Annotated in this window: 15 protein-coding genes; 1 reads left to right on the top strand and 14 read right to left on the bottom strand. The window is 73.1% G+C overall.

Annotation, left to right across the window (positions count from 1 at the left end):
* Positions 1-485: 485 nt before the first annotated feature.
* Positions 486-2,168 (bottom strand): 5-oxoprolinase subunit B/C family protein, encoded by a 1,683-nt coding sequence (locus ACZ402_RS18660; protein WP_375825666.1) that lies wholly within the window; start codon positions 2,166-2,168, stop codon positions 486-488.
* Positions 2,165-2,959: a LamB/YcsF family protein gene (locus ACZ402_RS18655; RefSeq protein ID WP_375825665.1), complete on the bottom strand. Its 795-nt coding sequence runs from the start codon at positions 2,957-2,959 to the stop codon at positions 2,165-2,167. Before ACZ402_RS18655 ends, ACZ402_RS18660 begins: the two co-directional genes overlap by 4 nt.
* Before the next feature lie 80 nt (positions 2,960-3,039).
* Between ACZ402_RS18655 and ACZ402_RS18650 the strand changes: the two genes are divergently transcribed.
* Positions 3,040-3,645, top strand: coding sequence for a GNAT family N-acetyltransferase (locus tag ACZ402_RS18650; protein ID WP_375825664.1), 606 nt, complete (start codon positions 3,040-3,042; stop codon positions 3,643-3,645).
* A 69-nt stretch (positions 3,646-3,714) separates the two neighbouring features.
* Here the strand turns inward: ACZ402_RS18650 and ACZ402_RS18645 are convergent, their stop codons facing one another.
* From ACZ402_RS18645 to ACZ402_RS18590, 12 genes are all read right to left on the bottom strand, one after another.
* Positions 3,715-6,870 (bottom strand): PKD domain-containing protein, encoded by a 3,156-nt coding sequence (locus ACZ402_RS18645; protein ID WP_375825663.1) that lies wholly within the window; start codon positions 6,868-6,870, stop codon positions 3,715-3,717.
* 21 nt (positions 6,871-6,891) lie between these two features.
* Positions 6,892-8,706, bottom strand: a complete 1,815-nt coding sequence (locus ACZ402_RS18640; protein ID WP_375825662.1) for a ThuA domain-containing protein — start codon at positions 8,704-8,706, stop codon at positions 6,892-6,894.
* A gap of 212 nt (positions 8,707-8,918) precedes the next feature.
* A complete protein-coding gene (locus tag ACZ402_RS18635; RefSeq protein ID WP_375825661.1) occupies positions 8,919-9,674 on the bottom strand; it encodes a hypothetical protein in 756 nt (251 codons plus the stop codon).
* A gap of 254 nt (positions 9,675-9,928) precedes the next feature.
* A complete protein-coding gene (locus ACZ402_RS18630) occupies positions 9,929-15,511 on the bottom strand; it encodes a ThuA domain-containing protein (RefSeq protein WP_375825659.1) in 5,583 nt (1,860 codons plus the stop codon).
* Between the two features lie 105 nt (positions 15,512-15,616).
* On the bottom strand, positions 15,617-16,516 hold the full coding sequence (locus ACZ402_RS18625; protein WP_375825658.1) for a sugar phosphate isomerase/epimerase family protein: 900 nt from the start codon (positions 16,514-16,516) through the stop codon (positions 15,617-15,619).
* Positions 16,517-16,749: 233 nt separating this feature from the next.
* Positions 16,750-17,979 (bottom strand): substrate-binding domain-containing protein, encoded by a 1,230-nt coding sequence (locus ACZ402_RS18620; protein WP_375825657.1) that lies wholly within the window; start codon positions 17,977-17,979, stop codon positions 16,750-16,752.
* A 146-nt stretch (positions 17,980-18,125) separates the two neighbouring features.
* The gene (locus ACZ402_RS18615) at positions 18,126-19,208 is read right to left on the bottom strand and encodes an ABC transporter permease (RefSeq protein ID WP_375825656.1); all 1,083 of its coding nucleotides are present in this window, start codon (positions 19,206-19,208) and stop codon (positions 18,126-18,128) included.
* Positions 19,205-20,251 (bottom strand): ABC transporter permease, encoded by a 1,047-nt coding sequence (locus ACZ402_RS18610; RefSeq protein ID WP_375825655.1) that lies wholly within the window; start codon positions 20,249-20,251, stop codon positions 19,205-19,207. The genes ACZ402_RS18615 and ACZ402_RS18610 overlap by 4 nt, the downstream gene beginning before the upstream one ends.
* Positions 20,248-21,921, bottom strand: a complete 1,674-nt coding sequence (locus ACZ402_RS18605) for a sugar ABC transporter ATP-binding protein (RefSeq protein ID WP_375825654.1) — start codon at positions 21,919-21,921, stop codon at positions 20,248-20,250. The genes ACZ402_RS18610 and ACZ402_RS18605 overlap by 4 nt, the downstream gene beginning before the upstream one ends.
* Positions 21,918-23,165 (bottom strand): Gfo/Idh/MocA family protein, encoded by a 1,248-nt coding sequence (locus ACZ402_RS18600; protein WP_375825653.1) that lies wholly within the window; start codon positions 23,163-23,165, stop codon positions 21,918-21,920. Before ACZ402_RS18600 ends, ACZ402_RS18605 begins: the two co-directional genes overlap by 4 nt.
* Positions 23,166-23,481: 316 nt before the next feature.
* On the bottom strand, positions 23,482-24,483 hold the full coding sequence (locus ACZ402_RS18595) for a sugar phosphate isomerase/epimerase family protein (RefSeq protein ID WP_375825652.1): 1,002 nt from the start codon (positions 24,481-24,483) through the stop codon (positions 23,482-23,484).
* A 40-nt stretch (positions 24,484-24,523) separates the two neighbouring features.
* On the bottom strand, positions 24,524-25,270 hold the full coding sequence (locus ACZ402_RS18590) for a hypothetical protein (protein WP_375825651.1): 747 nt from the start codon (positions 25,268-25,270) through the stop codon (positions 24,524-24,526).
* Positions 25,271-25,280: the final 10 nt, after the last annotated feature.

Here is a 25,280-nt window from a genome sequence, read left to right as displayed (position 1 = left end):
CCGGACGGGCAAGAACAGCCAGCCATGCCACAGGGACAAAAATTGGCATTGACTAACAAGCACACTGTTGAGTTCTCAAACAACCGACACACACCAACTCAGCACCACCCGACCGGGCAGAACCTCGCTTGGGGCAACCCTTCAACCTTACCAGGTCTTCCCCGGCTCCTCAACCCCGGCTGTTCGCCGTGATCCAGTCACCGTGGTCTTCCTCGTCGCGGGCAGGAAAACATCCTACGCCATGCGGTGGAAGGGTTTCGACCCCGGGACCAGCCACCCTCGATCGTTCGAGGCGGTGTCTGTTCCTCCCTGTCGGGCCGACATCCAGAACATTACGCGGCTCGTCGCGCCAGGGTCAAGCCAGCTCCGGGTGACCCGGCACACAGCCTCGCGAGCCCGGTCTCGTGTCCCCGCCCAGGTCGGGGCCTCGTCCGGGACGACCGGCGCGACCCGCGCGCCGTCAGGGCGCCGCCCCGCACACGGGGTCACGCGCGTCGTGCCGCCCGGAGCACGACCTTGTCCCCCGGGCGGAGCTGGGCCGCGCGGTCGACGTCGTCCTCCCGCAGCACCCCGATCACGGGGTAGCCACCGGTGACGGGACGGTCCGCGAGGAACACGACGGGCCGACCGTCGGGCGGGATCTGCACCGCCCCGCGGACGAGCCCCTCGGACGGCAGCTCCCCCGCGCGGCGCGGCACGGCTTGCCCGTCGAGCCGCAGCGCGACGCGGTCGCTGTCCGCGCTCACGGTCCGCAGGGCCCGCAGCGCCTGCCAGGCGCCCGGCAGGAACCAGTCGTCGCGCGGTGCCGGGAGGATCTCGAGCAGCGCTCCGGCGCGCTCGCCCGGTCGCGGGACGCCGGGGACGTGGCGCACCGGCGCGACGTCGACGGGCGGCCACGTGCCCGTCGGCACCGGGCCGATCAGCACGCGGTCCCCCGGCCGCAGCGGGGACGGCCCGAGCCCGGACAGGACGTCCCGGGACCGTGACCCGAGCACGGCGTCCGGGACGACCCCACCTCGGACGGCGACGTAGGTCCGCAGCCCGCGCGCCGCCAGACCCAGCCGCAGCACGGCGCCGTCGGGCACCCGGACGGGCGCGTTCATGCCCACGGGGGTCCCGTCGACCGTGGCGGGGACCGTCGCCCCGGTGAGCGCCACCGTCGCGGTCCCCCGGAACCGCAGCGCGAGCCCGCCGAGGGCGACCTCGAGCGTCGCGGCGCTCGCCGGGTTGCCGACGAGCCGGTTCGCGAGCGCGTGCGAGGAACGGTCCGCCGCCCCCGACGGGCCGACGCCGACCGCCGCCAGGCCGGGACGGCCGGTGTCCTCGACGAGCACGAGCGGACCTGTCGCGACCACCTCGAGGGCAGGGCCGCTCCCGGCGCCCGGCACGACCGCCCCGGAGGACGGCTCGCCGCTCGCGGGTGCCGCCCCGGAGGACGGCTCGCCGCTCGCGGGTGCCGCCCCGGAGAAGAGCTCGCCGCTCGCGTCCGCCGTCCCCGTCGACGGCTCGCCGCCCTGCCGCGCGGGCGCCGCCGCGACGACGGACCGGGACGGCACGAACCGGACCCGCGCGCCGGGCGCGACGAGCGCCGGAGGGTCGCGGTCGACGTCGAACATCGCCACGTCGGTGCGGCCGAGCAGGCGCCACCCACCCGGGGACGCGGCCGGGTAGACCGCCGTGAGCTCGCCCGCGAGCGCGACGGACCCCGCGGGGACGCGCGTGCGCGGGGTCGCGAGGCGCGGCGCCGCGATGACGGGGTCGACGCCCGCGAGGTAGGTGAAGCCCGGTGCGAAACCGCCGAACGCCGCCTCGTACTCGCGTCCGGAGTGCCGGGCGACGACCTCCTCGACGCTCACCCCTGCCCAGCGGGCGACGTCGTCCAGGTCGGGCCCGTCGTAGCGCACGGGGATCTCCACCGCGGGACCGGCGGGCAGGGGCGCGTCGTCGGACGACGCGCGGAGCAGTGCCTCCTGGACCCAGGCTCGGGCGCCCGCGACGTCGCCGCGCGCCGCGCACCGGACCAGGACCGTGCGCGCGGCCGGGACCACGTCCACGACCCCGGGCGGCACGTCGGCCGCGAGCGCCCGGTGCAGCGACCGCACGGCCGCCAGGTCGGGCAGGTCGACGAGCAGCGCCGTCTCCCCGAACGCGTGCACGGTGCCCGTCACGGCACGGTGCCCTCGCGCGCGCCCGGGCCGGCCTCGGCGAAGGGGCGCAGCTCGACCCCGGCGGCCTCGAGCGCGGCGCGCACGGCACCGAGGAGCCCGACGGCGCCCAGCGTGTCGGAGTGGACGCACACCGAGTCGGCCTCGACCCGCAGGCGCGTGCCGTCCGCGGCGAGCACGGTGCCGGACGTGACGAGCCCGACGACGCGACGGGCGACCTGCTCGGCGTCGTGCACGACGGCGCCCGGCCGGCCCCGCGGGACCAGCTCGCCCGTGGGGAGGTAGCCCCGGTCGGCGAACGCCTCGCGCACCGTGGGGAGCCCCGCGGCGTCCGCGAGGCGCAGGACGGCGGACCCGGGCAGGCCGACCACGGGGAGCGTGGGGTCGTAGGCGCGGACCGCGTCGACGACGGCGCGCGCCTGCGCCTCGTGGTGGACGATCGCGTTGTAGAGGGCGCCGTGGGGCTTGACGTAGCGCACCCGGTCCCCCGCGAGCCGCGCGAAGCCGTCGAGCGCGGCCAGCTGGTAGACGACGTCGTCGGCGAGCTCGACGGGGTCGACCTCCATGAAGCGGCGCCCGAAGCCCGCGAGGTCGCGGTAGCTCACGTGCGCGCCGACCCGCACGCCCCGGGCGACGGCGTCCCGCGTGACGGTGCGCACCGTCGTGGGGTCGCCCGCGTGGAACCCGCACGCGACGTTCGCGCTGGTCACCAGGCCGAGCAGGGCCTCGTCGTCGGCGAGGGTCCAGCGGCCGAAGCCCTCGCCGAGGTCGGCGTTGAGGTCGATGCGCGTCACCCGACCATCATGCCCGGAACAGGCCGGACCCTGGGCGCGGGCCGGCCGCTCCGTCCGTGGCGGGGCGTAGATTCGCGGGCATGCCCGACGACCGCTCCCCCGCCGCGCCGGCCGTGCGCGTGCGGCGTGCCACGACCGACGACGCACCCGCCCTCGCCGGGCTCGCGGCCCTGACGTTCCCGCTCGCGTGCCCGCCGGGCACGTCGCCCGACGCGATCGCCGAGCACGTCGCGACGCAGCTCTCGCCCGAGCGGTTCCGTGCGTGGGCCGCGAGCGCCGCGCACGCGCTCCTCCTCGTCGAGCCGGCGTGCGACGACGTCGCGGCGGACGCCCTCGACGAGCACGACGCCGCGCCCCTCCTCGGCTACGCGCTCCTCGTCCGCGGCGTGCCGGACGACCCGGACGTCGCGGCGGCGGTGGGAGCGGGCGAGGCGGTCGAGCTCTCGAAGATCTACGTGCACCCCGCGGCCCAGGGCAAGGGCGTGGCGAGCGTGCTCATGACGGCGACGACCGGGGCGGCCGCCCGACTCGGCCCCGGACTGCCCGTGTGGCTCGGCACGAACGGTCTCAACGCCCGGGCGCAGGCGTTCTACCGCAAGCACGGGTTCGACGTCGTCGGCGGGCGCACCTACGTGGTCGGCGGCGAGACGCACTCCGACGTCGTCATGGCCCTCCCCCGCGCCTGACCCCGCACGACCGAGGGCCGGTCGGGGAGATCCCCGACCGGCCCTCGGCCTGCTGTCCGAACGACGGCGTCAGCCGCAGCTCTTGGCGTCGTACGCGACGTCGGCCGCGAACGTGCGACCGTCGCCGGTCGCCGCGATCCCCACGACGCCCGCCTCGACGGACGTCGCCCGGGCCGCGAACGACTGGTACGCCGAGGCGCCCGGCTGGACGCCGGTGAACGCCTTGGTGCCGAACGGCGTCGTCAGAGTGACGTCGACCGGGACGCCGTCGGCGTTCGTCGCACGCACCGCGACGTACGCCTTGCCGGCGAGGCACCGGACCTGGACCTCGGTCGTGACGTCGAGCGGCTGCTCGACCACCTCGCCCGCGAGGACGAAGTCCTCGAACGCGACGACCGTGGGCTGGGTCTGGTTCTTGCCGAGCGCGAACGGCCCGACCCCGATCCCGTCGAGCTGGTCGTTCGTCACGGCGGCAAGCTCGGTCCACTGCTCGCCGTCGAGCGACCACGAGCCGACGAACGTGTCGCCGGACCGGGCGAGACGCACGTGGTACGTCCCGTCCGCCTCGCGCGGCAGCGAGCCGGCGCTGGGCTGCGGCTGCAGCACGACGTCGCCCTTCTCGCTGCGGAGCTCGAAGCCGACCGTCCCGGCGGCACCGCCGTTGTGGATCACGCCGACCTTCACGTAGTTGGCCTGGTCCTTGTAGACCATGAGGCCGCCCTGGTGGTAGTTCTGCGTGAGGTCCGCGCGCACCGTCGTCTCGACGGTCCACTCGTCGCCCGTCACGACCGTCGAGCGGACGATGTTCGGCACGGTGGAGTTCGTCGCGCCGTACACGTCGTCGTCGGTCGTGGTGAGCTGCAGCGCGCCGTCCGCGACGGCGAGCCGCGACGGGTCGGCGTTGACGACGTACCAGCGGCACGGGTCGAGGCCGAGGCCGGACCCGCTGCCGTCGAACGTGTCGCTCGCGGTGACGTCCTCGCACACGGGGACGCCGCTGCCGTCGACCTCGCGCACGTGGTCGAACGCGACGTCGATCTGGTTCGCGCCCGCGCTCTTGCCGAGCGCGAACACGCCGACGCCCGCGTCGCCGAGCCCCGCGTGCGTGACCGCGCGCGTGGTGGGGACCCAGGTCTGCCCGTTGTCGAGCGAGTACGACCCGGTGAACGAGTCGCCGTCGCGCGACAGGCGCAGCAGGTACTCGCCGTAGACGGGCTTCGCGATGTCGAGGACGTCGCCGTTCGTGGACTGCACGACGTCGCCGATCTCGCTGCGGAGCTCGACGCGCAGGCCGCCGGGGTGCTGGACCACGGCGAGCTTGACGTAGTCGGACTCCGACGCGCGGACGATGAGGCCGCCCTGCTGGTACTGGTTCGCGAACGAGGCCGTCATCTTCGTCTCGACCGTCCAGGAGTCGCCCGGCTGGTCGGTCGTGATGATGTTCGGCACGCGCTGGTTGCCGGTGCCGGCGAAGTCGGCGTCGGTCGTGCGCACGACCCACTTCCCGTCGCGCACCTGGGCGAGGTCGGGGCGGAGGTCGACGACGTCCCAGCGGCAGCCGTCGAGCGCCTCGCCCTCGAACTCGTCCTCGGGCCCGCGCTGCGGGTCCGGCTCGGTGCACTCGAGCGTGCCGTACACGGAGACCGCGACGGTGCCGGTCGCGTGCGCGCCCGACGGGTCGCTCACGGTGACCTTGGCCGTGTAGCTCCCGGCCGCCGTGTACGTGTGCTGCGCGGTCGCGCCCGTCGCCGTGCCGCCGTCGCCGAAGTCCCACGCGTACGTGAGCGCGTCGCCGTCGGCGTCGGTGGCCTGCGCGGCGAACGCGACGTCGAGCGGCGCGTCGCCCGTGGCGGGCGTCGCCGTCACGGAGCCGACGACCGGGGCCACGTTGTTCGCCGCGCCCCGGCCCGTGAAGGTGACGGAGTCGACGTCGAACATGTCGCCCGTCGCCCCCGTCGTCGAGCGCGCGACGAAGTAGAGCGTGCGCGTGCCGCCCGGGTCGGTGACCGGGACCGCCTGCGTGCGCGCCGGTGTGTCCCAGGCCCCGGTCGGCGACAGCGTGAGCGTCGCGAGGAGCGGGCCGTCCACGGCACCGTCCCGCACGTCGAGCACGCCGCCGGAGCCGCCCGAGCTGTACCGCGCGGAGATCGAGTCGATGCCCGCGAGGTTCATCCGGTCGAACGCGAACCAGTCGCCGGCCGCGATGTACCCGAGCTGCTTGCCACCCTCGGAGATGTCCTTCGCGACGACCTGGACGCCCTGGCTGTCGGTGAAGTACTCGGCCTGCTTGGTGCGCGTGTGCAGGACGGCCTCGTCGTCGGACGCGAGCGCGGGCACGCCGTCGGCGCCCCCGCCGTCGGTGTACGTCGCGTTGACGACGCCGAAGATGTTCGCGTCGAGGCCGTGCCCCTCGTCCTTGGCGGTCGTGAGGACGCCCTCGCAGCCCGTGGCGCTGGACAGCGGGTGCCCGTGGTTGTCGTGGCCGAGGATGTACTCGACCACGACGCGGCTGCAGTCGACCTGAGCGCCGTCCTCGGCGTCGGTGACCGTGACCCGGAACGGGACCTGGTCGCCGAAGTCGAAGAACTGGCCGTCGGCCGGGAGCTCGAGCGTCACCTCGGGCGCGGTGTTGCCCACGGTGATGGTCGTGGTCGCCACGCCCTGCTTGCCGTCGGCGTCGGTCACGGTGAGCCGTACCTCGTGCCGGCCGTTCTCGGTGAACGTCCGCGAGACCTGGGCGTCGGTGGCGTCGGTCTCGCCGTCACCGTCGAGGTCCCAGGCGTACGTGAACTCCTTGCCGTCCGGGTGCGAGGACCCGGTGCCGTCGAAGGACACCGCGAGCGGCGCCTGGCCGTTCGTCGGCGAGGCGTCGATCTGCGCGACGGGCGAGCGGCCCCCGCGCACGTAGTCGATCCGGTAGACGGCCGAGAGCGCGTCGCCCCCGAAGTAGCCGCCGCCGTAGTCGAGCACGTAGAGCGAGCCGTCCGGGCCGAACTCGAGGTTCATCGGCCGGCGCAGGTCCATGAACTCCAGCGCCGGGACGAAGCCCGCGGGGCTGCCGTCCTCGTTCCGGATCGCCTCCTTGATCCACGCGCGGTCCCACTCGTAGAGCAGCGGCTTGCCGTCGTAGTACGCGGGGAACTTGGTCTCCGACTCGAGCGCGGGGTCGTAGTCGTAGACGACGGCGCCCATCGGGGACTCGCCGCCCGTGCCGAAGGCCGGCACGGACCCGCCGTCGTACGGCTGTCACGCCGGCACGGCCGGCGGGAGGTCGACGAGGCCCGTGTTGTGCGGGCTCGTGTTCTTCGGCGCCGCGCAGTCGAACTTCGGACCGGAGACCTTGGTCTCGAAGTCGTAGTCGTTGTACGCGAGGTTGTCGCCGATGCAGTACGGCCAGCCGTAGTTGCCCGCCTCGGAGATGACGTTGAACTCGACCGTCCCGCCGGGACCGCGGTTCGCGTTCGCGCCGCCCGCGTCGGGGCCGTAGTCGCCGAGGTGGACCTCGCCCGTCGCCTTGTCGATCCCGAAGCGGAACGGGTTGCGGAAGCCCATCGCGTAGATCTCGGGCCGGGTCTTGCCGGCCTCGTACTCGCCCTCGGGGAAGAGGTTGCCCTCGGGGACCGTGTACGACCCGTCCTCGGCGACCGTGATGCGCAGGAGCTTGCCCCGCAGGTCGTTCGTGTTGCCCGAGCTGCGGCGGGCGTCGAACGCCGGGTTGCGGGTCGCCCGCTCGTCGATCGGCGCGTAGCCGTCCGACGCGAACGGGTTCGTGTCGTCACCCGTCGACAGGTAGAGGTTGCCCTCGGCGTCGAAGTCGATCTCGCCGCCCGCGTGGCAGCACAGCCCGCGGTCGGCCGGGACCTCGAGGATCTTCTGCTCGCTCGCGAGGTCCAGCAGGTTCTGCTCCGTGAGCCGGAACCTCGAGAGCTGGTTGTACCCCTCGAACGCCTCGAACGCGGCCGGGTCGGCCGACGTCTCGGGCGCGTCGCCGGGCGGCGTGTCGAGCTTGGGCGCGTAGTAGAGGTAGACCCAGCGGTTCTCGGCGAAGCCCGGGTCGATCGCGACGCCCTGGAGGCCGTCCTCGTCGTGGGTGTACACGGGGACGGTGCCCGCGAGCGCCGTCGTGGCGTCGGCGGTCGTGTACCAGACGCGCCCGTCGCGCGAGGTGTGCAGGACGTCGCCGTCGGGCAGGACGGCCATGGCGATCGGCTCGCCCGTCTTGACCGCGCCCTTGGCGAGCGTCACCTGCTCGAACGAGGCGTCGACCGTCGCGCCGCAGTCGGCGTCGACCGCACCCGCGGCGGTCTGGATGCCGCCGAGCAGGTGCTGGACGAACGCCGGGTCGGTGTACGACTCGTCGGTGTGGCCGCCGCCGGTGTACCAGGACCGGCCGCCGTCGTACTCCTGGCACCAGGCGATCGGGTGGTCGGCGCCCATGGCGCCCGACCCCGGGGAGTACGAGGACTCGTCGAGGCTCGCGAGCACGTGGACCTGGCCGCGCGGGTTCTCGCGGTAGTTGTACCACTCGTCGTACCGGTCCCAGGACGCCGGGAGGTGCGCGGTCGAGGGGTGCTCGTCGTCGGCGACGACGACCGTCGCGTCCTGGTTCTGCGGGTGGCTGTTGAAGTACGCGCCGACGAGCTCGCCGTACCAGGGCCAGTCGTACTCGGTGTCGGACGCGGCGTGGACGCCGGCGTACCCGCCGCCGGCGGCGATGTACCGCTCGAACGCGGCCTGCTGCTCGTCGTTCAGGACGTCGCCCGTGGTGGACAGCCAGACGACGGCGTCGTACTGGGCGAGGTTCTCGTCCGTGAAGGCTCCCGCGTCCTCGGTCGGGGTCACGGCGAAGTGGTGGTCGGTGCCGAGCTGCTGGATCGCCGCGATGCCCGCGGGGATCGAGCCGTGCCGGAAGGCGGCGGTCTTGCTGAAGACCATGACGGAGAACTCGTCGTGCGCGGCGGCGGGGGCTGCCGTCGCGAGGGTGAGCGCCGGCGCGACGAGGGCCGCGGCGGTGACCGCCGCGACCCCCTGGCGCCGACCTCTCGAAGGTCGTGCTGTCACTTCTCCTCCTTGAGACTTGATCGGTGCGGCTCGGCGACGTTGCCGTGCCGCGGGTCGTGCTCTCCTTCCTCGTGGTGCGTCGTGGGGCGTCGTGGTCCGCGCGTCGTCGCGCGGGGCGCTCCGGTCAGGGTCCCGGTCGGGCTCGGCCTGCACCCCGGAGGGCGCCCGACCGGGAGGTCGGTGGGGCGGCCCGGTGGGCCGCGGGTGGCGGGTCAGTCGTCGTGCGCGTCCTCGTCGTCGTGGTCGTGACCGTCGCCCGGCCCGCCGTCGTGCCCGAGGTCGAGGCCGCCGTCGAGCGAGTCGTCCGGGTGCACGGGCAGGAACACGTGGACGTGCCCCTGTCCCCCGGCGGTCGAGCGCAGGTCGAGCTGGATCGCGGCGAGCCCCCAGGTGTCGACGGCGCGGGTGCGCAGCTCGCCGGCGAGGGCGTAGAGGTCCGTGGCCGCGGTCGGGTCGCTCGTGCCCGCGGCGGTCGCGAGGCGGACGGCGTCGAGCGAGTCGCCGACGAGCCGGAGCGAGGTGAGCATCCCGTTGCGGACGATGTTGTGCTCGGACGAGCCGCTCTGGAGCGACTCGGTCTCGGCAACGAGGCCGTCGACGGTCGCTCGCCACTCCGCGATCTCGGCCGGGTCGGCCGGGACCGCGGTCGAGCCGTCGACGGGGAGCACCGCGTGCAGCCCGTGCAGGACGGGGACGAGCTCGGTCTGCACGTGCTGGGCGTGCTCGATCGAGGCGACGAGGTTGTCGGCGTCGCGCGCCTCCTCGGCCGCCTCGAGCTCGGCGACGCGCGCCGGGTCGACGACGAACCCCTCGTCGGGCGCGGACGACGTCCCGCGCGTGAGCGACACGACGAGCGCGACCACCACCGCGACGACGGCGAGCGCGGCGAGGGCGAGCAGCACCCGGCGCCAGGGGTCGAGACCCGCGAACCACCGGCGCGCGCGGACGCGCGCCGGCGGTCGGGGCACGGGGCGGCCGGCACCGCCCCGGTCAGCCGGACGGGAGCGTGCGGGCGTCGTCGTCGGGCCGCCCGTGCGGCCGGAGCCCCTCCGGGCGTCCTGGGCCGTCGGCGTCCGGGACGCGGACGTCCGTCCTGCGGTGCGCTGTGCCACCTGTCGCTCCTGTCCGTGGTCGTCCCGCTCGGTGTGCGCCGGCCCGGCCGCGAGGCCGGGCCGGCGCGGTGGCCGGTGACGAGAGCGGGTCGCCCGTCACCGGCCCGCCGTCAGCCGCAGCTCACGGCGTCGTACGGCACCTCGATCTCGGTCGTGACGTCGCCGAGCGTCGCCGTGACCGTGGCCGTGCCCGCGTCGAACGACGTCGCACGCGACGCGAACGACTGGTAGGCGTTGCCGCCCACCTCGACCGCGCCGAACTCCTTGGAGCCGAACGGCGTGGTCAGGGTGATCGCGACGGGCGCCTCGTCGACGTTCGTCGCGCGGATCGCGAGGTACGCCTTGCCCGCGAGGCAGCGGGCGGACGCGGTGACCTCGACGTCGACCGTCGGCTCCGGCTCGGACTCCGTCGTGAGTCGGAACCAGTCGAACGCCACGGTGACCGGCGTCTCCTGCTCCGGGCCGATCGCCATGAGGCCGACCTTGGTCAGCGGCGCGTCGTTGGTCACCGGCGCGCCCAGCGGCGTCCAGGTCACCCCGCCGTCGCTGACCCAGCCCTGGTAGGTGCTCCCCACCTTCTCGAGGCGCACGTACCAGTAGCCCGACTCGGTCGAGCTGGCGAGCTCGAGCTGGCGGTTGCCGCCGTTGCCGAACTGGCCGCCCTTCTCGGAGACGAGCTCGGCGCCCAGCGTGAGGGCCGCACCCGGTGCGTTCTTCGCGAGCACGTCGGCCTTGACGTAGTTGTCGTCGTCGCCGTACGCGATGAGGCCCGCGAGCTGCCACCGGTGAACGAGCGGCGCCTTGAACCGCGTCTCGACGACCCAGTCACCCTCCGGAGCGGTCTGGAGGACGAAGTTGCGCGGGTCGCCGTTGTTCCCGGCGTTGATGTCGCCCGGCTGGGTCGTGATGCGCAGCTCGCCGTCGGCGACGGCGACCTTCGACCCGTCGTAACGGACGATCGCGTCCCAGCGGCAGCCGTCGAGGGCGTCGCCCTCGAACTCGTCGCTCGGCTCGCGCACGCCGTCGTCCGGCTCGCTCCCCGTGACGTGGACGTAGTCGACCTTCGCGACCGAGTCCGCGGTCGCCGTGTCGCCGCCCGCCATGACGCCGAACGTCGCGTCGGGCTTCACGGGCGCGGAGCCCGCGAGCGCCGTCCACGCCTGGCCGTCCGCCGAGTACGCCGCCGTGATGGCGGAGCCGTCCGAGACGAGGCGCAGGTGGATCGTCGACGGGAAGTCCGTCGCGACGTCCGTCTGGCCGTGCCACGTCCGGGAACCGCCGGTCTCGGTCTGGAACTCGAGGAAGCGGGCGCCGCTCTGGTTCTTGGTGAACGCGAGCTTGGTGTACTCGTCGTCGTTCACGTGGACCAGGAGTCCGGCGTGCTGCCAGTGTCGGGCGAGCGGGACCTCGAGCTTGGTCTCGAGCGTCCACGCCCCGGCGGGTGCGGACTGACCGAGGTAGCTGATCGGCCCGGTCTCGGTCTCGTTGATGTCGCCCTGCACGACCGGCAGGACGGCGTGGCCGTCGGCGACCGTGATCGGCTGGCCCTCGGCCTGGCGGACGACCGTCCACCGCGGGTCGAGAGCGTCGCCGTCGAACTCGTCGGACGAGTCGGCGAGGCACTGCGGCGGGTTCCCGCCGCCGGGCTCCTCGGTCTGCGGGTCGTCGTCGAACACGAAGTCCTGGAACTCGACCGCGCTCGTCGCCGACGTGCTGTGCGCCGTGACGAAGAGACCCACGTCCTGGACGGACGCCGCACCCGGCAGGGCCTGCGGCTCGCCGATCTGCGTGAAGTTCTCGCCGTCCTTGCTCCAGGAGGCCGTGTACAGGTCGCCGTCGCGCACGATCCGCACCCACGCGGGGTAGCTCGTCGTGCTCGCGCCGGTCGACGCCGTGAGCTGCCCGCTGGAGTTGCCGCGCAGCCACTCGAAGCCCCCGCTCGGGCGCATGCCCAGGGCCGCGTAGCCCTGCGAGTTCGCCGTCTGCGTGACGTCGTTGCGGACGATGATCCCGGCCTTGGCGGACCCGGCCGAGTTGCCCTGGCTGTTGATCTTCACGGTCGCCGACCAGTTCTCGTCGGCGCCCTGCTCGCGGTAGATGGTCGAGTACTCGTTGGTGCCCTGCCACATGTTCGCGCCGCCCGACGTGACGAGGTACTTGCCCTCGGCGAGCTGCTCGAACGTCCCGTTCGCGTTGGTGAAGGTCTTCATCCCCGCGAAGAGGTCGCCGACCTGGGCGAGGACGACGCGCGAGCGCGTGTACAGGCCCTTGTCGTTCGTGGCGACGGCGGTCAGCTCGTAGTAGTTGTCCGCCGTGGGGTTCCACGTGGCCTCGTACGGAGCCGTGTCGTCGACGCCGATCGACTCGCCGTCGACGAAGAACTCGACCTGGGTCACGGTGTTCTCGGTGTCGTCCGCCTCCGCGGTGACCGCCATCTCGCCCTGCTCGAGGCGGACGCCCGCCTCGGGGGACGTGATGCGGACCTGGGGACGGGTCGTGTCCGAGACGCCCTTGCCGTCGGCCTCGATGAAGTTGAGGCGACGCTCGCCCTCACCGGGGAAGACCACGTAGAGCGTGAACGGCTCCATCGGGTCGGTGACCTCGACGGCCACGTCCGTGAACGTGCCGAGCCCGGTCTGCGGGATCTCGGCCGTGCCGAGGAGCTCGCCGTCGGCCGCGTCACGACGCAGCTCGATCGTGCCCTCGGCCGCCGCCGCGACGCGCAGGTTCAGCGCCTGCACGCCGTAGAGGCTCACGGGGTCGTACGACGCCCAGGAACCGTTGGACCCGGTGATGACGGAGCCGCCGCCCTCGACGTCCCGGCTCGGGATCGTCGTGGTGCCCTGGGAGGTCGTGTGGAACTCCGCCTCGCGCTTCTTCGGGAAGATCAGCGTCGTGTCCGACCCGGTGAGCGCGGGCACGTCGCCCTCGCCGCCGCGGTCGGTGTAGCGCGCGTCGATCACGTAGAAGACGTTCATGTCCTCGCCATGGCCGCCGCCGAGGCTCGTCGCCACGGTGCCCGTGCGGCCGTGCAGCGGCTCGGCCGGGTGCGCGTGCGCGTCGTGCCCGAGCGCCGGCTGGATGATGACCTGCTCGTCGTCGATCTCGTCGCCCTCGGGCGAGTCCTCCGCGTCGGTCACCGACACGTCCCACGTGATGTCGTCGCCGAAGTTGAAGAACGAGCCGGTGGGCGGCAGGCCGAAGTCGACCTCGGGCCGCGTGTTGCCCACCGTGATCGGGACGGTCGCCGTGCCGACCTTGCCGGCGGGGTCGGTGACCGTGAGGCGTGCGTCGAAGACGCCGTTCTCGGTGTAGGTGTGGCTGGGCGCGGCGGACGTCGAGTCCGTGGTGCCGTCACCGTCGAAGTCCCACGCGTACGTGAGCTCCTCGCCCTCGGGGTCGGTGCTCCCCGTGCCGTCGAACGTCACCTCGAGCGGCGCGATACCGGAGTCCGGCGTCGCGACCGGCTTCGACACCGGCGAGCGCGAGCCCGACAGGTAGTCGATGCGGTGCAGGCCCGAGTTCGGGTTGTCGCGGCCGAAGCCGCCGCCCCAGTCGAGCACGTAGAGCGAGCCCTCGGGACCGAACTTGGACTCGATCGGCGCGAGGAACTGCTCCTGCGGGAGGAACGGGTTGACCTTCTCGACGTCGGTCGCGCCGGGCGCGGCCTCGGGGTCCTTGAGGTCGATCGTGTACATCTTGTTGCGGGCCCACTCGTAGAAGAAGGCCTTGCCGTCGTACGACGACGGGAACTTCGTGTCCGAGTCGAGCTCCGGGTCGAACTGGTAGAACGGGCCGCCCATGGGCGCGAGGCCGCCGCCGGCGTTGATGACGCCGGGGACGGACGAGCGCTGGTAGCCGTACCAGAGGTCCGCCGGCTGGGCCGCGGGCAGCTCGGTGAGGCCCGTGTTCTTCACGGAGTCGTTGACCGGGTTGTCGCAGTCGAAGAAGTCGCCCACGGTGACGGGGTTCGTCCGGTAGTCGACGTCGCGGAACGGCTCGTTGTTGCCCATGCACAGCGGCCAGCCGAAGAAGCCGGGCTCCTTGATGAGGTTCCACTCGGCGATGCCGGCCGGGCCGCGGTTGGCGAGGTTGTCCGACCCGTTGTCGGGCGAGTAGTCGGCGACGCCGAGGTTGCCCGTCTTCGCGTCGATCGTGAACCGGAACGGGTTGCGGAAGCCCATCGCGTAGATCTCCGGCAGCGTCTTCTCGGTGCCCGGGGCGAACAGGTTGCCCTCGGGGATCGAGTACGTGCCGTCGGCCTCGGGGTGGATGCGCAGGACCTTGCCGCGCAGGTCGTTCGTGTTCGCGGACGTCGCGCGCGCGTCGTGGAACGTGCCGTCGCGCTCCGAGATCGGCGCGTAGCCGCCCGACGGCTCGGAGTGCGGGTTCACGTCGTCGCCGACGCCGATGTACAGGTCACCGGTCTCGTGGTCGACGAGGAGGCCGCCGCCCGTGTGACCCGGCTCGTCGGGCAGGCGCCCGGCCGGGATCTCGAGGAGCACCTTCTCCGACGCCGGGTCGATCACCGTGGAGCCGGGCCCCTCGGAGGAGACCGTGAACCGCGAGACGCGGCTGAAGAAGTTCGCCGGGTCGGAGTCGTTCGAGCTCGCCGGCGCGTAGTACTGGTACAGGTACCCGTTCTCCGCGAAGTCCTTGTCGAGCGCGATGCCGAGCAGGCCGTCCTCGCCGCCCGAGTACACCGGGATGGTGATGGCGGTCGTGGTGTTCTGCGTCCGCGGGTCGTACACGCGGATCTGCCCGCGCACGAGCTCGGTGTAGAACACGCGGCCGTCGGGCGCGACGTCCATGCCGAAGGGCGCGCTCGTGTTGGAGTCGAGCGCGATCTTCTCGAACGAGCCCCAGTCGGTGCCGCCGCAGTCGCCCTCGACGAGGCCCGCGGCCCACTGCACACCGCCGACGATGTGCTGCACGAGGTCGGGCTCGTCGGTGTAGTGCGCCCCGAAGTGGCCCATGCCGGTCATCCAGGCGCGACCGCCGTCGTAGGGCTTGCACCACGAGATCGGGTGGTCGTAGCCCATCTTGTTGCTGCCCGCGTCGTACGTGGACTCGTCCATCGTGGCGAGCACGTGCGCGCTGCCGCGGACGTTGGCCGAGTAGTTGTACCACTCGTCCGCGCGCGTCCAGCGCTGGGACAGGTGCTCGGTCGACGGGTGCGTGCGGTCCTCGACGCGGACCGTGCCCGGCAGGCCGGGGCTGGTGCCGGTGGCGGCGTGACCGGGCATGAGCGCCCCGATCATGTCGTCCCACCAGTCGTAGCTGCCGCGCATGTCCGTGGCGTTGTGGATCGCGACGATGCCGCCGCCCGCCTGCTGGTAGCGCTCCAGCGCCGCCTTCTCGTCGGCGTTCCACGGGTCGCCCGACGTCTGGAACATGACCAGGGCGTCGTACTGCGCGAGGGTCTCGTCGTTGAAGACCGTCGAGTCCTCCGTGTGGTCGGACGCGATGCCGACCTCGGCGAACGCCGCCTCGAGCACCGGGGTGCCCTGCGTGATCGCCTCGCTGTGCCGGAACTGGGTCGTCTTGGTGAAGATGAGTACCTTGTGCTCTTCGTCCGCGGGGACGGGGTCGTCGGCGGCGCTGGCCATCGTGACGGGCGCGAGCGTGAACGCGAGCGCTCCGATGGTCAGTGCCGCGACGGACCTCGCCCTGCGTGGGCGTCGTGCGGTCATCGTGGTGCCTCCAGGGGCATGACGTGCGGACCCGGACGTCGTCGTCCGGGCAGGGTGGTCGTCATCCCGCGGCGTGCCGGCGCTGCGGTCGTGGGTCGACTACGGCTACGGGTGCTCCGGCGTGGGCATCAGTCCCTTCAGGTGGGCGAGGCCATCGACGGCGATGGCGTCCTGGGTCGGGGCCAGCGGCCGCCAGATGGAGGCGGCCGTGGCGATCGTCGCGTTGTCGGCCGTGAAGGACTCGATGACGAGGGGTCCGTCGTAGCCGGTCGCGTCGAGCGCGGCGAGGAGGGCGGGCCAGTCCAGGTGGTCGTTGCCGGGTGCGCCCCGGTCGTTGCCGCACACCTGGACGTGCGCGATGCGCTCGCCCGCGCGCGCGACCGCCGCGGGCAGGTCCGTCTCCTCGATGTTCATGTGGTAGAGGTCGAGCATGAGGCCGATCCCGGCCGCGGGCAGGCGCCGTACGACCTCCAGCCCCTGGTCGACGGTGTTGACGAGGCTCGTCTCGTAGCGGTTCAGCGGCTCGAGCCCGACGACGACGCCCGCCGCCATCGCGTGCTCGACGACCGGGGCCAGGTTCTCGGCGAGCTCGGAGTACGCCGCCTCGCGCTCGGCGGGGCTCAGCCGCCACGTGCGCCCGACCGACGCGTACGCCGGGCCGCCGATCACCGGGGCGCCGACCGTGCGCGCGACGTCGACGACGTGCCGCAGGTAGTCCTGCGTGGCGCGCACCGTCGCGGCGTCCGCGGCGACGAGCTCGCGACCCTCGCCCATGACGAGCGAGACGCTGGCGCCCAGGCCGTGGTCGGCGAGGACCCTCGCGGCGGTCGCCGGGTCCCAGTCCCCCGGGTTCTCCACGGGCAGCTCGAGCACGTCGAAGCCCCAGCCCGCGACCCGGGGCGCGATCCCGCGCAGCGCGTCGTCGGTGAGCGGGGAGGTCCAGACCCACGTGTTGACGCCGAGCGCGCGACGGCGCAGCGGCAGGGTCGGGGAAGGAAGAGCCACGTCGCTCTCTCTCGTCGGGTCCGAACGCACGGCCGTCCCGCCCGCGTGCCCGACGCCGCGGCGCACCTCCGCGCGGAGGTGCCGCCGCGTCGTCGGGCGGGCGGGGCGCCCGGCCGGTCGGACGACGACCGGGCGGCCCCTGGTGGCCCGACCGCGAGGGTCGGACCGGGTGGTTCTGCGGACCCATCAGGCCCGGCACGGACGACCGGACAGCGGTCCGGTCAGTGCTCCCGTCAGCGGTCGGTCCATGCCTCCGGGAAGCCCGGCAGGTCCTCGCCGCCGAACTTCGCGTAGTGCAGCGACGGCATGTCCTTGTTCGCCTCGAGGTACGCGTCCAGCTCCTCGGCGTCGATCGGCGACTGCGGCAGGACCCACTCGGACGGCACCTGCTCGCCGGCCCAGATCATCTGCGCCGCGAGGATCGGGGTGCGCCACTGGAAGTTCGAGTACACGGCGCCGAGGGCGGTCATGTCCGTGTCCTTCCACTTGCGCAGGAAGCTCATCTCGTCCTCGCCCATGAAGACCGGGTAGGGCTTGCCGGCGTCCTCGAACGCCTCGACCGCCGCGACGGCGCCGTCGCCCGCGTCCATCCAGATGCCGTCCACGTCCCCGCGCTGCAGGTACTGCGTGACGATGTCCTTGATCTTCGCGCCGTCACCACCGGTGAACTCCGCACCCACGACCTCGAGCTCGGAGTCGGAGAAGATCTTGTCCGCCGCGGCCCAGCGGTTCTCCAGCACGTCGACGCCGGGCAGGATGCGCAGCGCAAGCACCTTCGAACCCGGGTCCAGGTTCTCGACGAGGAACTCGGCGCCGTCGGCACCGTAGGCGTAGCCGCCGATCGGGTGGATGAACGTGACCATGCAGTCGGTGTTCACGCCGCGGTCGAACACGATGACCGGCTTGCCCGACTCGCACGCGGCCTCGACAGCGGGCGTGAGGGTCGCGGTGGTCGACGGCGAGATGACGATCGCGTCGCAGTCGCCGGCCGCGACGAACGCCTGGATGTCGGAGATCTGCTTGTTGTCGTCGTCGGCGGCGTCGGAGACGCGGAACTCGCCGATCACGCCCTCCTCGGTGAGGACGTCGACCTGCTGCTGCATGGTGATGAACCCGGTCACGCGCCACGGGTTGGACACCGACGCGTTCGAGAAGCACAGCGTCTTGCCGCCGCCCTCGCTCGCGTACTCGGCCGTGTCCACGTACTCGGGCTCGATCGCCTGGAGCCACGGCTGGTCGGCCGGGCCCTCGGGCACGACCTCGCGCTGGGCGAGCTGACGGTCGAAGTCCGCCTGGACGAACCACTCGGAGTCGGCGCCGCCGGACTCCTCGTCCGCGGGGCTCTCCTCGGCCGAGGTCTCGCCACCCTCGCCGGGGTCGGTGGGCGCGTCGGTCGTGCAGGCGGCCGTGAGGAACAGCGTGGCCACCGCCGCGCCGGCCAGGAGTGCTCGTGTACGTCGCATGTCCTTCTCTCCTTGAGGGTGAGACGTCGTCGTCCCGCATCGTGCGGGGGAAGGGGGTACAGCTCGGAAGGGTGGGGACTTCTTCAGGTGGGGTCGTCGGGCGTGGTCGAGGTCGCGCGGGCGGGAGTCCGCCGGGGCGCCGGTGCTCAGGCGTTCGCGGGGGCGGGCTCCTTCGGTGCGGGGGTCGGCCCCGCGGCAGGCGGGGCGTCGGGGGTGGACGCGCGGCGCCGCGACCGGCGCGGCAGCGCGGCGTAGGCGACGGCCGCGATGATGATCACGCCCTGCACGGCGGGCCGGATCGTCGACGGGAGGCTGAGCTGGTTGAACAGCGTGAACAGCGCCTCGAGCGTGAGCGCGCCGGCCATCGCGGCGATCACGGTGCCCCGCCCGCCGCCGAGCACGACGCCCCCGAGCACGACGGCCGTGATGGCCATGAACTCCAGGCCCTGCCCGACCTGCGCGGTGACGCCCGCGTAGCCGCCGATGAGGATCGCGGCGACCGTCGCCATGAAGCCCGAGAGGAGGAAGGCGCGCGTGCGCACCCACCAGACGGAGCTCCCGGCGTAGCCGGCCGCGACGTCGTTGTCGCCGGTGGCGACGAGCGTGCGGCCGAACGGGCGGCGCATGAGCAGCGCGGCGAGGACGCCGAGCACCACGACGACCATGAGCGCGTACGGCACCTGGAACTGGCCGGGCGTGTCGGGGATGCCCCCGCGTCCCCACTGCCGGAAGCCGTCGGTCAGCGCGCCCGTGGGGGCGCCGCCCGTCCAGAGCCGGATCGCGCCGTAGAGCACGAGCATCATGCCGAGCGTCGTGATGAACGACGGCACCTTGAGGAGCGTCGTCACGAGGCCGTTGACGAGGCCGACCGCGAGGCCGAAGACGATCATGAGCGCCATGACGGGCCACGTCATCGAGTCCTCGCCGTCCATGAGCTTCGCGGCGATGACGACCTGGGCGCCCACGAGCGACCCGACGGAGAGGTCGAACTCGCCCGAGACGATGACGAAGTACTGCCCGATCGCGAGGATGACCAGCGGCGCCGCCTTCTTGACGAAGGCCATGAGCGACATGGGCTCGCCGAACGACGGGTTCATCACGAGGATGACCGCGAAGACGAGCACGAGCAGCGCGAACACGGTCCAGCTCCCGCCCGCGGTGAGGCGCTCGAGCCAGCCGGCCCGCGGCGCGCGCGCGGGGATCGTCCGGCGCGTGGTGTCGGTGGTCATGCGGACGCACCTCCGGTGCGGGTCGGGCGGAAGCGGGCCCGGCTGCTTGCCGGGTCGATCTGGCGCCGGGCGTAGAGCGCGACGGCGGCGATGATGATGACGCCGCGCAGGACGTCCTTGAAGAACGGGTCGACGTCGAGGACGTTGAACACCGTGTCGAGCACCGCGAGGATGAGGACGCCGCCCACGGTCCCGACGATCGAGCCGCGCCCGCCCATGAGGAGCGTGCCGCCCAGCACGACGGCCGCGATCGAGTCGAGGTCGAGGCCGTAGGAGTACACGAGCGCGTTGCCGGTGCCGAAGCGCGCGGCGATGAGGAGCCCCGCGACGCCCGCGCAGACCGAGCACAGCACGTGCGCGAGGACCAGGGTCCGGTCGGTCCGGATGCCCGAGAGCCGCGCGACGTCGGTGTTCCCGCCGACCGCGAACATGTGGTAGCCCGGCCGGGTGCGCGTGAGGAGCACGACGCCGACCGCCGCGACGACCAGCATGACGATCGTCGAGACCGGCACCGGGCCGACGCGCGTGTACCCGAACATCTGGAACGAGGCGGGCACCTCGCCCGCCGGGCCCTTGAACTGCGTGTCGAGGTAGCCCTTGATGATGAGGCCGACGCCGAGCGTCGCGATGAACGCGTTGACGCGCAGCTTCGCGATGACGAGACCGTTGACCAGGCCGACGACCGCCGCGACGCCCACCGCCGCGAGGACGCCGAGCCAGACCCGCGACGGGTCGCCCGCCATGGTCGTCGCGCCGACGATCGAGCTGAGCGCCACGACGTACCCGACGGACAGGTCGAGCGACTTGCACAGGATCGCGAACGTCTGCCCGATCGCGACGAACCCGAGGAGGCTCGTCTGCGTGAGCATGTACGCCGTGTTCGCGGTGCTGAACAGGTTGCCGCCGCCGACCGCGACGAGGACGCCGGCGATCACGAGGATCCCGACGAGGGCGAGGTAGACGATCTCCGTCGACCCCAGGCGGCGCCGACGCGCGGGAGCGCGGCGCGCGGTGGGGGCGGCGGTCGCGACCGCGGTGCTCATCGGTCCTCCTGCGGGCCGTCGGTGGGGTGCTGGGCGGACGCGGGCGGTCCGTCCGGCGTGGTGGCGGGCTCGGCGCCCGGGAGGTCGTCGGCGTCGGCGAGAGCCTCGAGGTCGACCTGGACGTGCTCGCCCGAGGTGTCCTCCCCCGCGCCCGTGGCGAGGGCCATCACGGTCTCCTCGTCGCTGCCGGCGGGGAGCTCGCCCGCGAGGCGGCCGTCGCGCATGACGAGCACGCGGTCGGCCATCGCGACGACCTCGGGGAGCTCGGAGGAGATGAACAGGACGGCGACGCCGCTCGCGGTGAGCTCGCGCATGAGGTCGTAGACGGCGCGCTTGGCACCGACGTCGATGCCGCGCGTCGGCTCGTCGAGGACGATGACCTGCGGGTCGGTGACCAGCCACTTCGCGAGGACGACCTTCTGCTGGTTGCCGCCCGACAGGTACTGGACCTCGGCCTCCTGCGAGCTCGCGACGAGCTCGAGCGAGGAGAGGATGCCGGGGATGCGCTTCGCGCGGCGGTCCGCCTGGCCGGGCACGACGGCGTCGAGCACGAGCCGCGCGTTCGCGAGGATCGACTGCCCGAGCGCGAGGCCCTCCGCCTTGCGGTCCTCGGTGACGAGCGCGAGCCCGGCGCGCACCGCCTGGCGCGGCGAGCGCACGTCGACCGGCGTGCCGCCGACGAGCACGCGCCCGCGGGTGAAGCCCGCGATCCCGAAGATGCCGTGCGCGATCTCCGTGCGCCCCGAGCCCTGGAGGCCGGCGAGCGCGACGATCTCGCCCGCGCGCACCTCGAGCGACACGTCGTCGACCTGCGTGTTGCCGACGCCCTCGAGCGCGAGACGCACCTCGCCCGGGACGGTCGAGGGGTCCTTGTCCGGGAAGTACCCGGCGAAGTCGCGGCCGACCATCGTGCGCACGAGCCGGTCGGGGTCGATGTCCGCCGTCGGGGTCGTCAGGACGTGGTTGCCGTCCTTGAGCACCGTGATGGTGTCGCAGAGGTCGAAGATCTCCTTGAGGCGGTGCGACACGTAGAGGATCGCGACGCCGCGCTCCTTGAGCCGGTGGACGAGCTCGTAGAGCAGCTCGACCTCCTGGTCGGCGAGCGCCGCCGTCGGCTCGTCCATCGAGATGATGCGCGCGTCGTAGGACACGGCCTTGACGATCTCGACGATCTGCTGCTGCGCGACGGAGAGCGAGCCGACGCGCGTCCACGACGCGAGGCCGGTGAGGCCCAGGTCGGCGAGGAGCGCCGTCGTGTCCGCGTGCATCCGCCGGCGGTCGACGAGACCCGCACGACGCGGCTCGCGTCCGAGGTAGACGTTCTCGGCGACCGAGCGCTCGGGCAGGAGGTTGAACTCCTGGAAGACGGTCGAGACGCCCGCGTGCTGCGCCGCGAGCGGCGACGCGAAGGTGGTGTCCGCGCCGTCGAGCTCGATCGTGCCCGCGTCGGGGCGGTGCACGCCCGCGATGATCTTCATGAGCGTCGACTTGCCGGCGCCGTTCTCGCCGACGAGGGCGTGCACCTCGCCCGGCCGCACGTCGAGGTCGATGCCGCGCAGCACGGAGTTGCCGAAGAACTCCTTGCCGATGCCGCGCAGCCGCAGGATCGGCCCGTCGCCGCCCTCCCCCGCCGTCGGCGGCCGAGGTTCGCGCGTGGTCGTCGCGGTCATGCCGGTACCTCCACCCAGCCGCCCGAGCGCACCGACTCGCCCACGGCCGCGGCGAGGCGGGCGGCGCGCAGGCCGTCGTCGAACGTGGGCAGGCCGTCCGGGACGTCGCCGCGGATCGCCGCCGCCGTGTCGCCGACGAGCGCGTCGAAGCAGTCCTGGTAGCCCTGGGCGTGCCCGGCGGGCAGGCGCGAGTAGCGGGCGGCGGCCGGGGAGAGCGTCTCGGGGTCGCGCACGAGGAGGCGCGACCCGTCGCGGCGGCCCTCCCACAGCATCTCCGGCTGCTCCTGGTCGAACGACAGCGTCGACTCCGAGCCGGAGATCTCGAGGTAGAGGCGGTTCTTGCGGCCCGCCGACACCTGGGAGATGACCGCGGTCCCGAGCGCCCCGCCGTCCGTCACGTACTGGAGCGTGACGGCGTCCTCGGTCGCCACCGCGTGCACGACGCCGTCCGCCCCCCGGCGGTGCGGGTTGACGGTGGCCGACTGCGCGACGAGCCGGGCGATGCGGTGCCCGGTGGTGAACTCCAGCAGGTCGCAGAAGTGGGAGCCGATGTCCCCGAAGGCCCGGCTCGCACCGCCGAGCGCGGGGTCGACGCGCCAGTTGTCGTCCGAGTCCCGCAGGAGCCAGTCCTGCAGGTACGAGCCGTGCACGAGCGAGACGGTGCCGACCTCGCCGCGGCGCACGCGCTCGCGCGCCTCGCGCACCATGGCGTGGAACCGGTAGGTGAACGGCACGACGGCGACCCGGCCGTCGGCGGCCCGCGCCTCGGCGGCCAGCCCCGCGAGCTCGACCGCGCCCTCGACGTCGGTCGCGAGCGGCTTCTCGCACACCACGTGCTTCCCCGCCGCGAGCGCTGCGCGGGCGAGGGGGACGTGCAGGTGGTTGGGCGTGCACACGTGCACGACGTCGACCTCGGGGTCGGCGAGCAGCTCCTCCGCCGTGGCGACGGCACGCTCGGCCCCGAGGCCAGGCGCGGCCGCGCGGGCGATCTCGAGGTCCGCGGCCGCGACGCTCACGACCCGACCGCCACCGGTGCGCACGGCCCGCGCGTGGACGCCACCCATGAATCCCGCACCGAGGATCCCCGCGCGGTAGCCGGAGGCCGGCAGACCGCCCTCGTCGGGAGCGCTGGCGGGGAAGGTCGAACGGGCGGCAGGGGCCCCTGTCGTGGTCGCTCCGGGGAGGTGGGCACCCGGGTCCAGCACCGGGGTACGCACGTCCTGCGCGACGTCGTCGGCTCGCATGGATGACAACGTAGGGGCACTTTTGTCGAGCGTCAAGCAAAAGCCGAACATTGCTCGTCACGGTTGTATAACCCAGCCGCGAAACAAATGTGAAGGATCACATGGCTGCGGCCAGCGGCGACGCGGACGACGCGTGACGACGCGTGACGACGCGTGACGACGCGTGACGACGCGTGACGACGCGTGACGACGCGACGACGGCCGGACGCGGGCACGCCACCGCCCCCGGCCGTCGAGGGGCCGGGGGCGGTGGCGTGTCGGACTGCTCTCCCCCACCCGTCGGCCGGCAGCGCCGGCCGACGGGAGACTGTGCGTGCTACTTGGTCGAGAACGCGGCGTCGAAGGCCGCGTCCGGAGCGTCGAAGGCGTACTTCTTGACGAACGCGAGCGCCTCGGGCGCGCCGACCAGGCGGTCCATCCCGGCGTCCTCCCACTCCACGGAGATGGGGCCCTGGTAGCCGATCGTGTTGAGCATGCGGAACGCGTCCTCCCACGGCACGTCGCCGTGGCCCGTCGAGATGAAGTCCCAGCCGCGGCGCGGGTCCGCCCAGGCGAGGTGCGAGCCCATGCGGCCGTTGCGGCCGTTGTGCATCCGCTTCTTCGTGTCCTTGCAGTCCACGTGGTAGATGCGGTCCTTGAAGTCCCACAGGAAGCTCACCGGGTCGAGGTCCTGCCACACCATGTGGCTCGGGTCCCAGTTGAGGCCGAACGCCTCGCGGTGCCCGATCGCCTCGAGCGTGCGGACCGTCGTCCAGTAGTCGTACGCGATCTCGCTCGGGTGGACCTCGTGGGCGAACTTCACGCCGACCTCGTCGAAGACGTCGAGGATCGGGTTCCACCGGTCGGCGAAGTCCTGGTAGCCGGCGTCGATCGCCTCCTGCGAGACCGGCGGGAACATCGCGACGTACTTCCAGATCGCCGAGCCCGTGAAGCCCACGACCGTCTTCACGCCCAGCTTCGCGGCGAGGCGCGCGGTGTGCTTCATCTCCTCGGCGGCGCGCTGGCGCACGCCCTCGGGGTCGCCGTCGCCCCACACCACGTCCGGGAGGATGTCGCGGTGGCGCTGGTCGATCGGGTCGTCGCAGACGGCCTGGCCCTTGAGGTGGTTCGAGATCGCGTAGACCTTGAGGTCGTACTTGGCGAGGAGGTCGAGCTTGCCCTGGACGTACTCGTCGTCGTCCCAGCGCCACGGGTCGAGGTGGTCTCCCCAGCAGGCGATCTCCAGCCCGTCGTAGCCCCAGCCGGACGCGAGCCGCGCCACCTCCTCGAACGGCAGGTCGGCCCACTGCCCGGTGAAGAGGGTGATCGGTCGTGCCATGGTCGTGTCTCCTTCGGTCGTTCTCGGTTCGCGCCCGGGGTCACCGGGCGGACGTGCTGGTCAGGGATCGGGGCTTGCCGTCCGACGCCTCGGTGGCGGCAGCAGCGCGCGAGCGGCGGCGGACGACGAGGTAGCCGCCGGCGAGGAGGAGCACGGCGACCACGGCGACCGCGATCCACACGCCCGCGCCGCCTCCCGTCGACTCCTCGTCCGCGGTGCCGGACCCGTCGGCCGCGGCGTCGGCGTCCTCGGCGGCGCCCTCCCCCTCGGCGCCCGCCCCGTCCTCGGCACCCGCCGCGGCCTCGTCGTCCGCGTGCGGGGCCGGCTCGGGCAGGGGCACGACGTCGACCTGCGCGGACGAGGTCGCCTCCGACGGGTGCGTGATCGTGGCGGTGAGGGTCCAGTTGCCCTCGGCGAGGACGCCGGGCTCGGACGTGTACCAGCCGACGCCCTCCGACGCCGAGGAGAGGGTGAGGGGGCCGACGGTCTCGCCGGCCGCGGACTGCGCGGTCACGGAGACGTCGGCCGCCTCCTCGACCGGGTGGCCGTCGAGCTTCCAGGTCAGGTTGGCGGAGATGCCGCCCTCCCCGTCGGTGCCGAGGGAGATCACGACGTCGCCGCCGTGCGCGGCCGCGGGGGCCGCGACGCCCAGCAGCGCGACGGCGGCGCCGAGCAGCACACCGAGCGCCGCGGTGAGAAGAGCGCGCGCCCCGACCCGGGATCGGGTGCGGGAGCTGGTGCTGGTGCCGCTGCTGGTGCCGCGGGGCTGCGGGGACGTGCGGGACATCGGGTCATCA

The organism is Cellulosimicrobium sp. NPDC030954, from assembly GCF_055571305.1.
The sequence above is the reverse complement of the archived record's forward strand: the minus strand, read 5'-3'. Positions and strand labels throughout refer to the sequence as shown.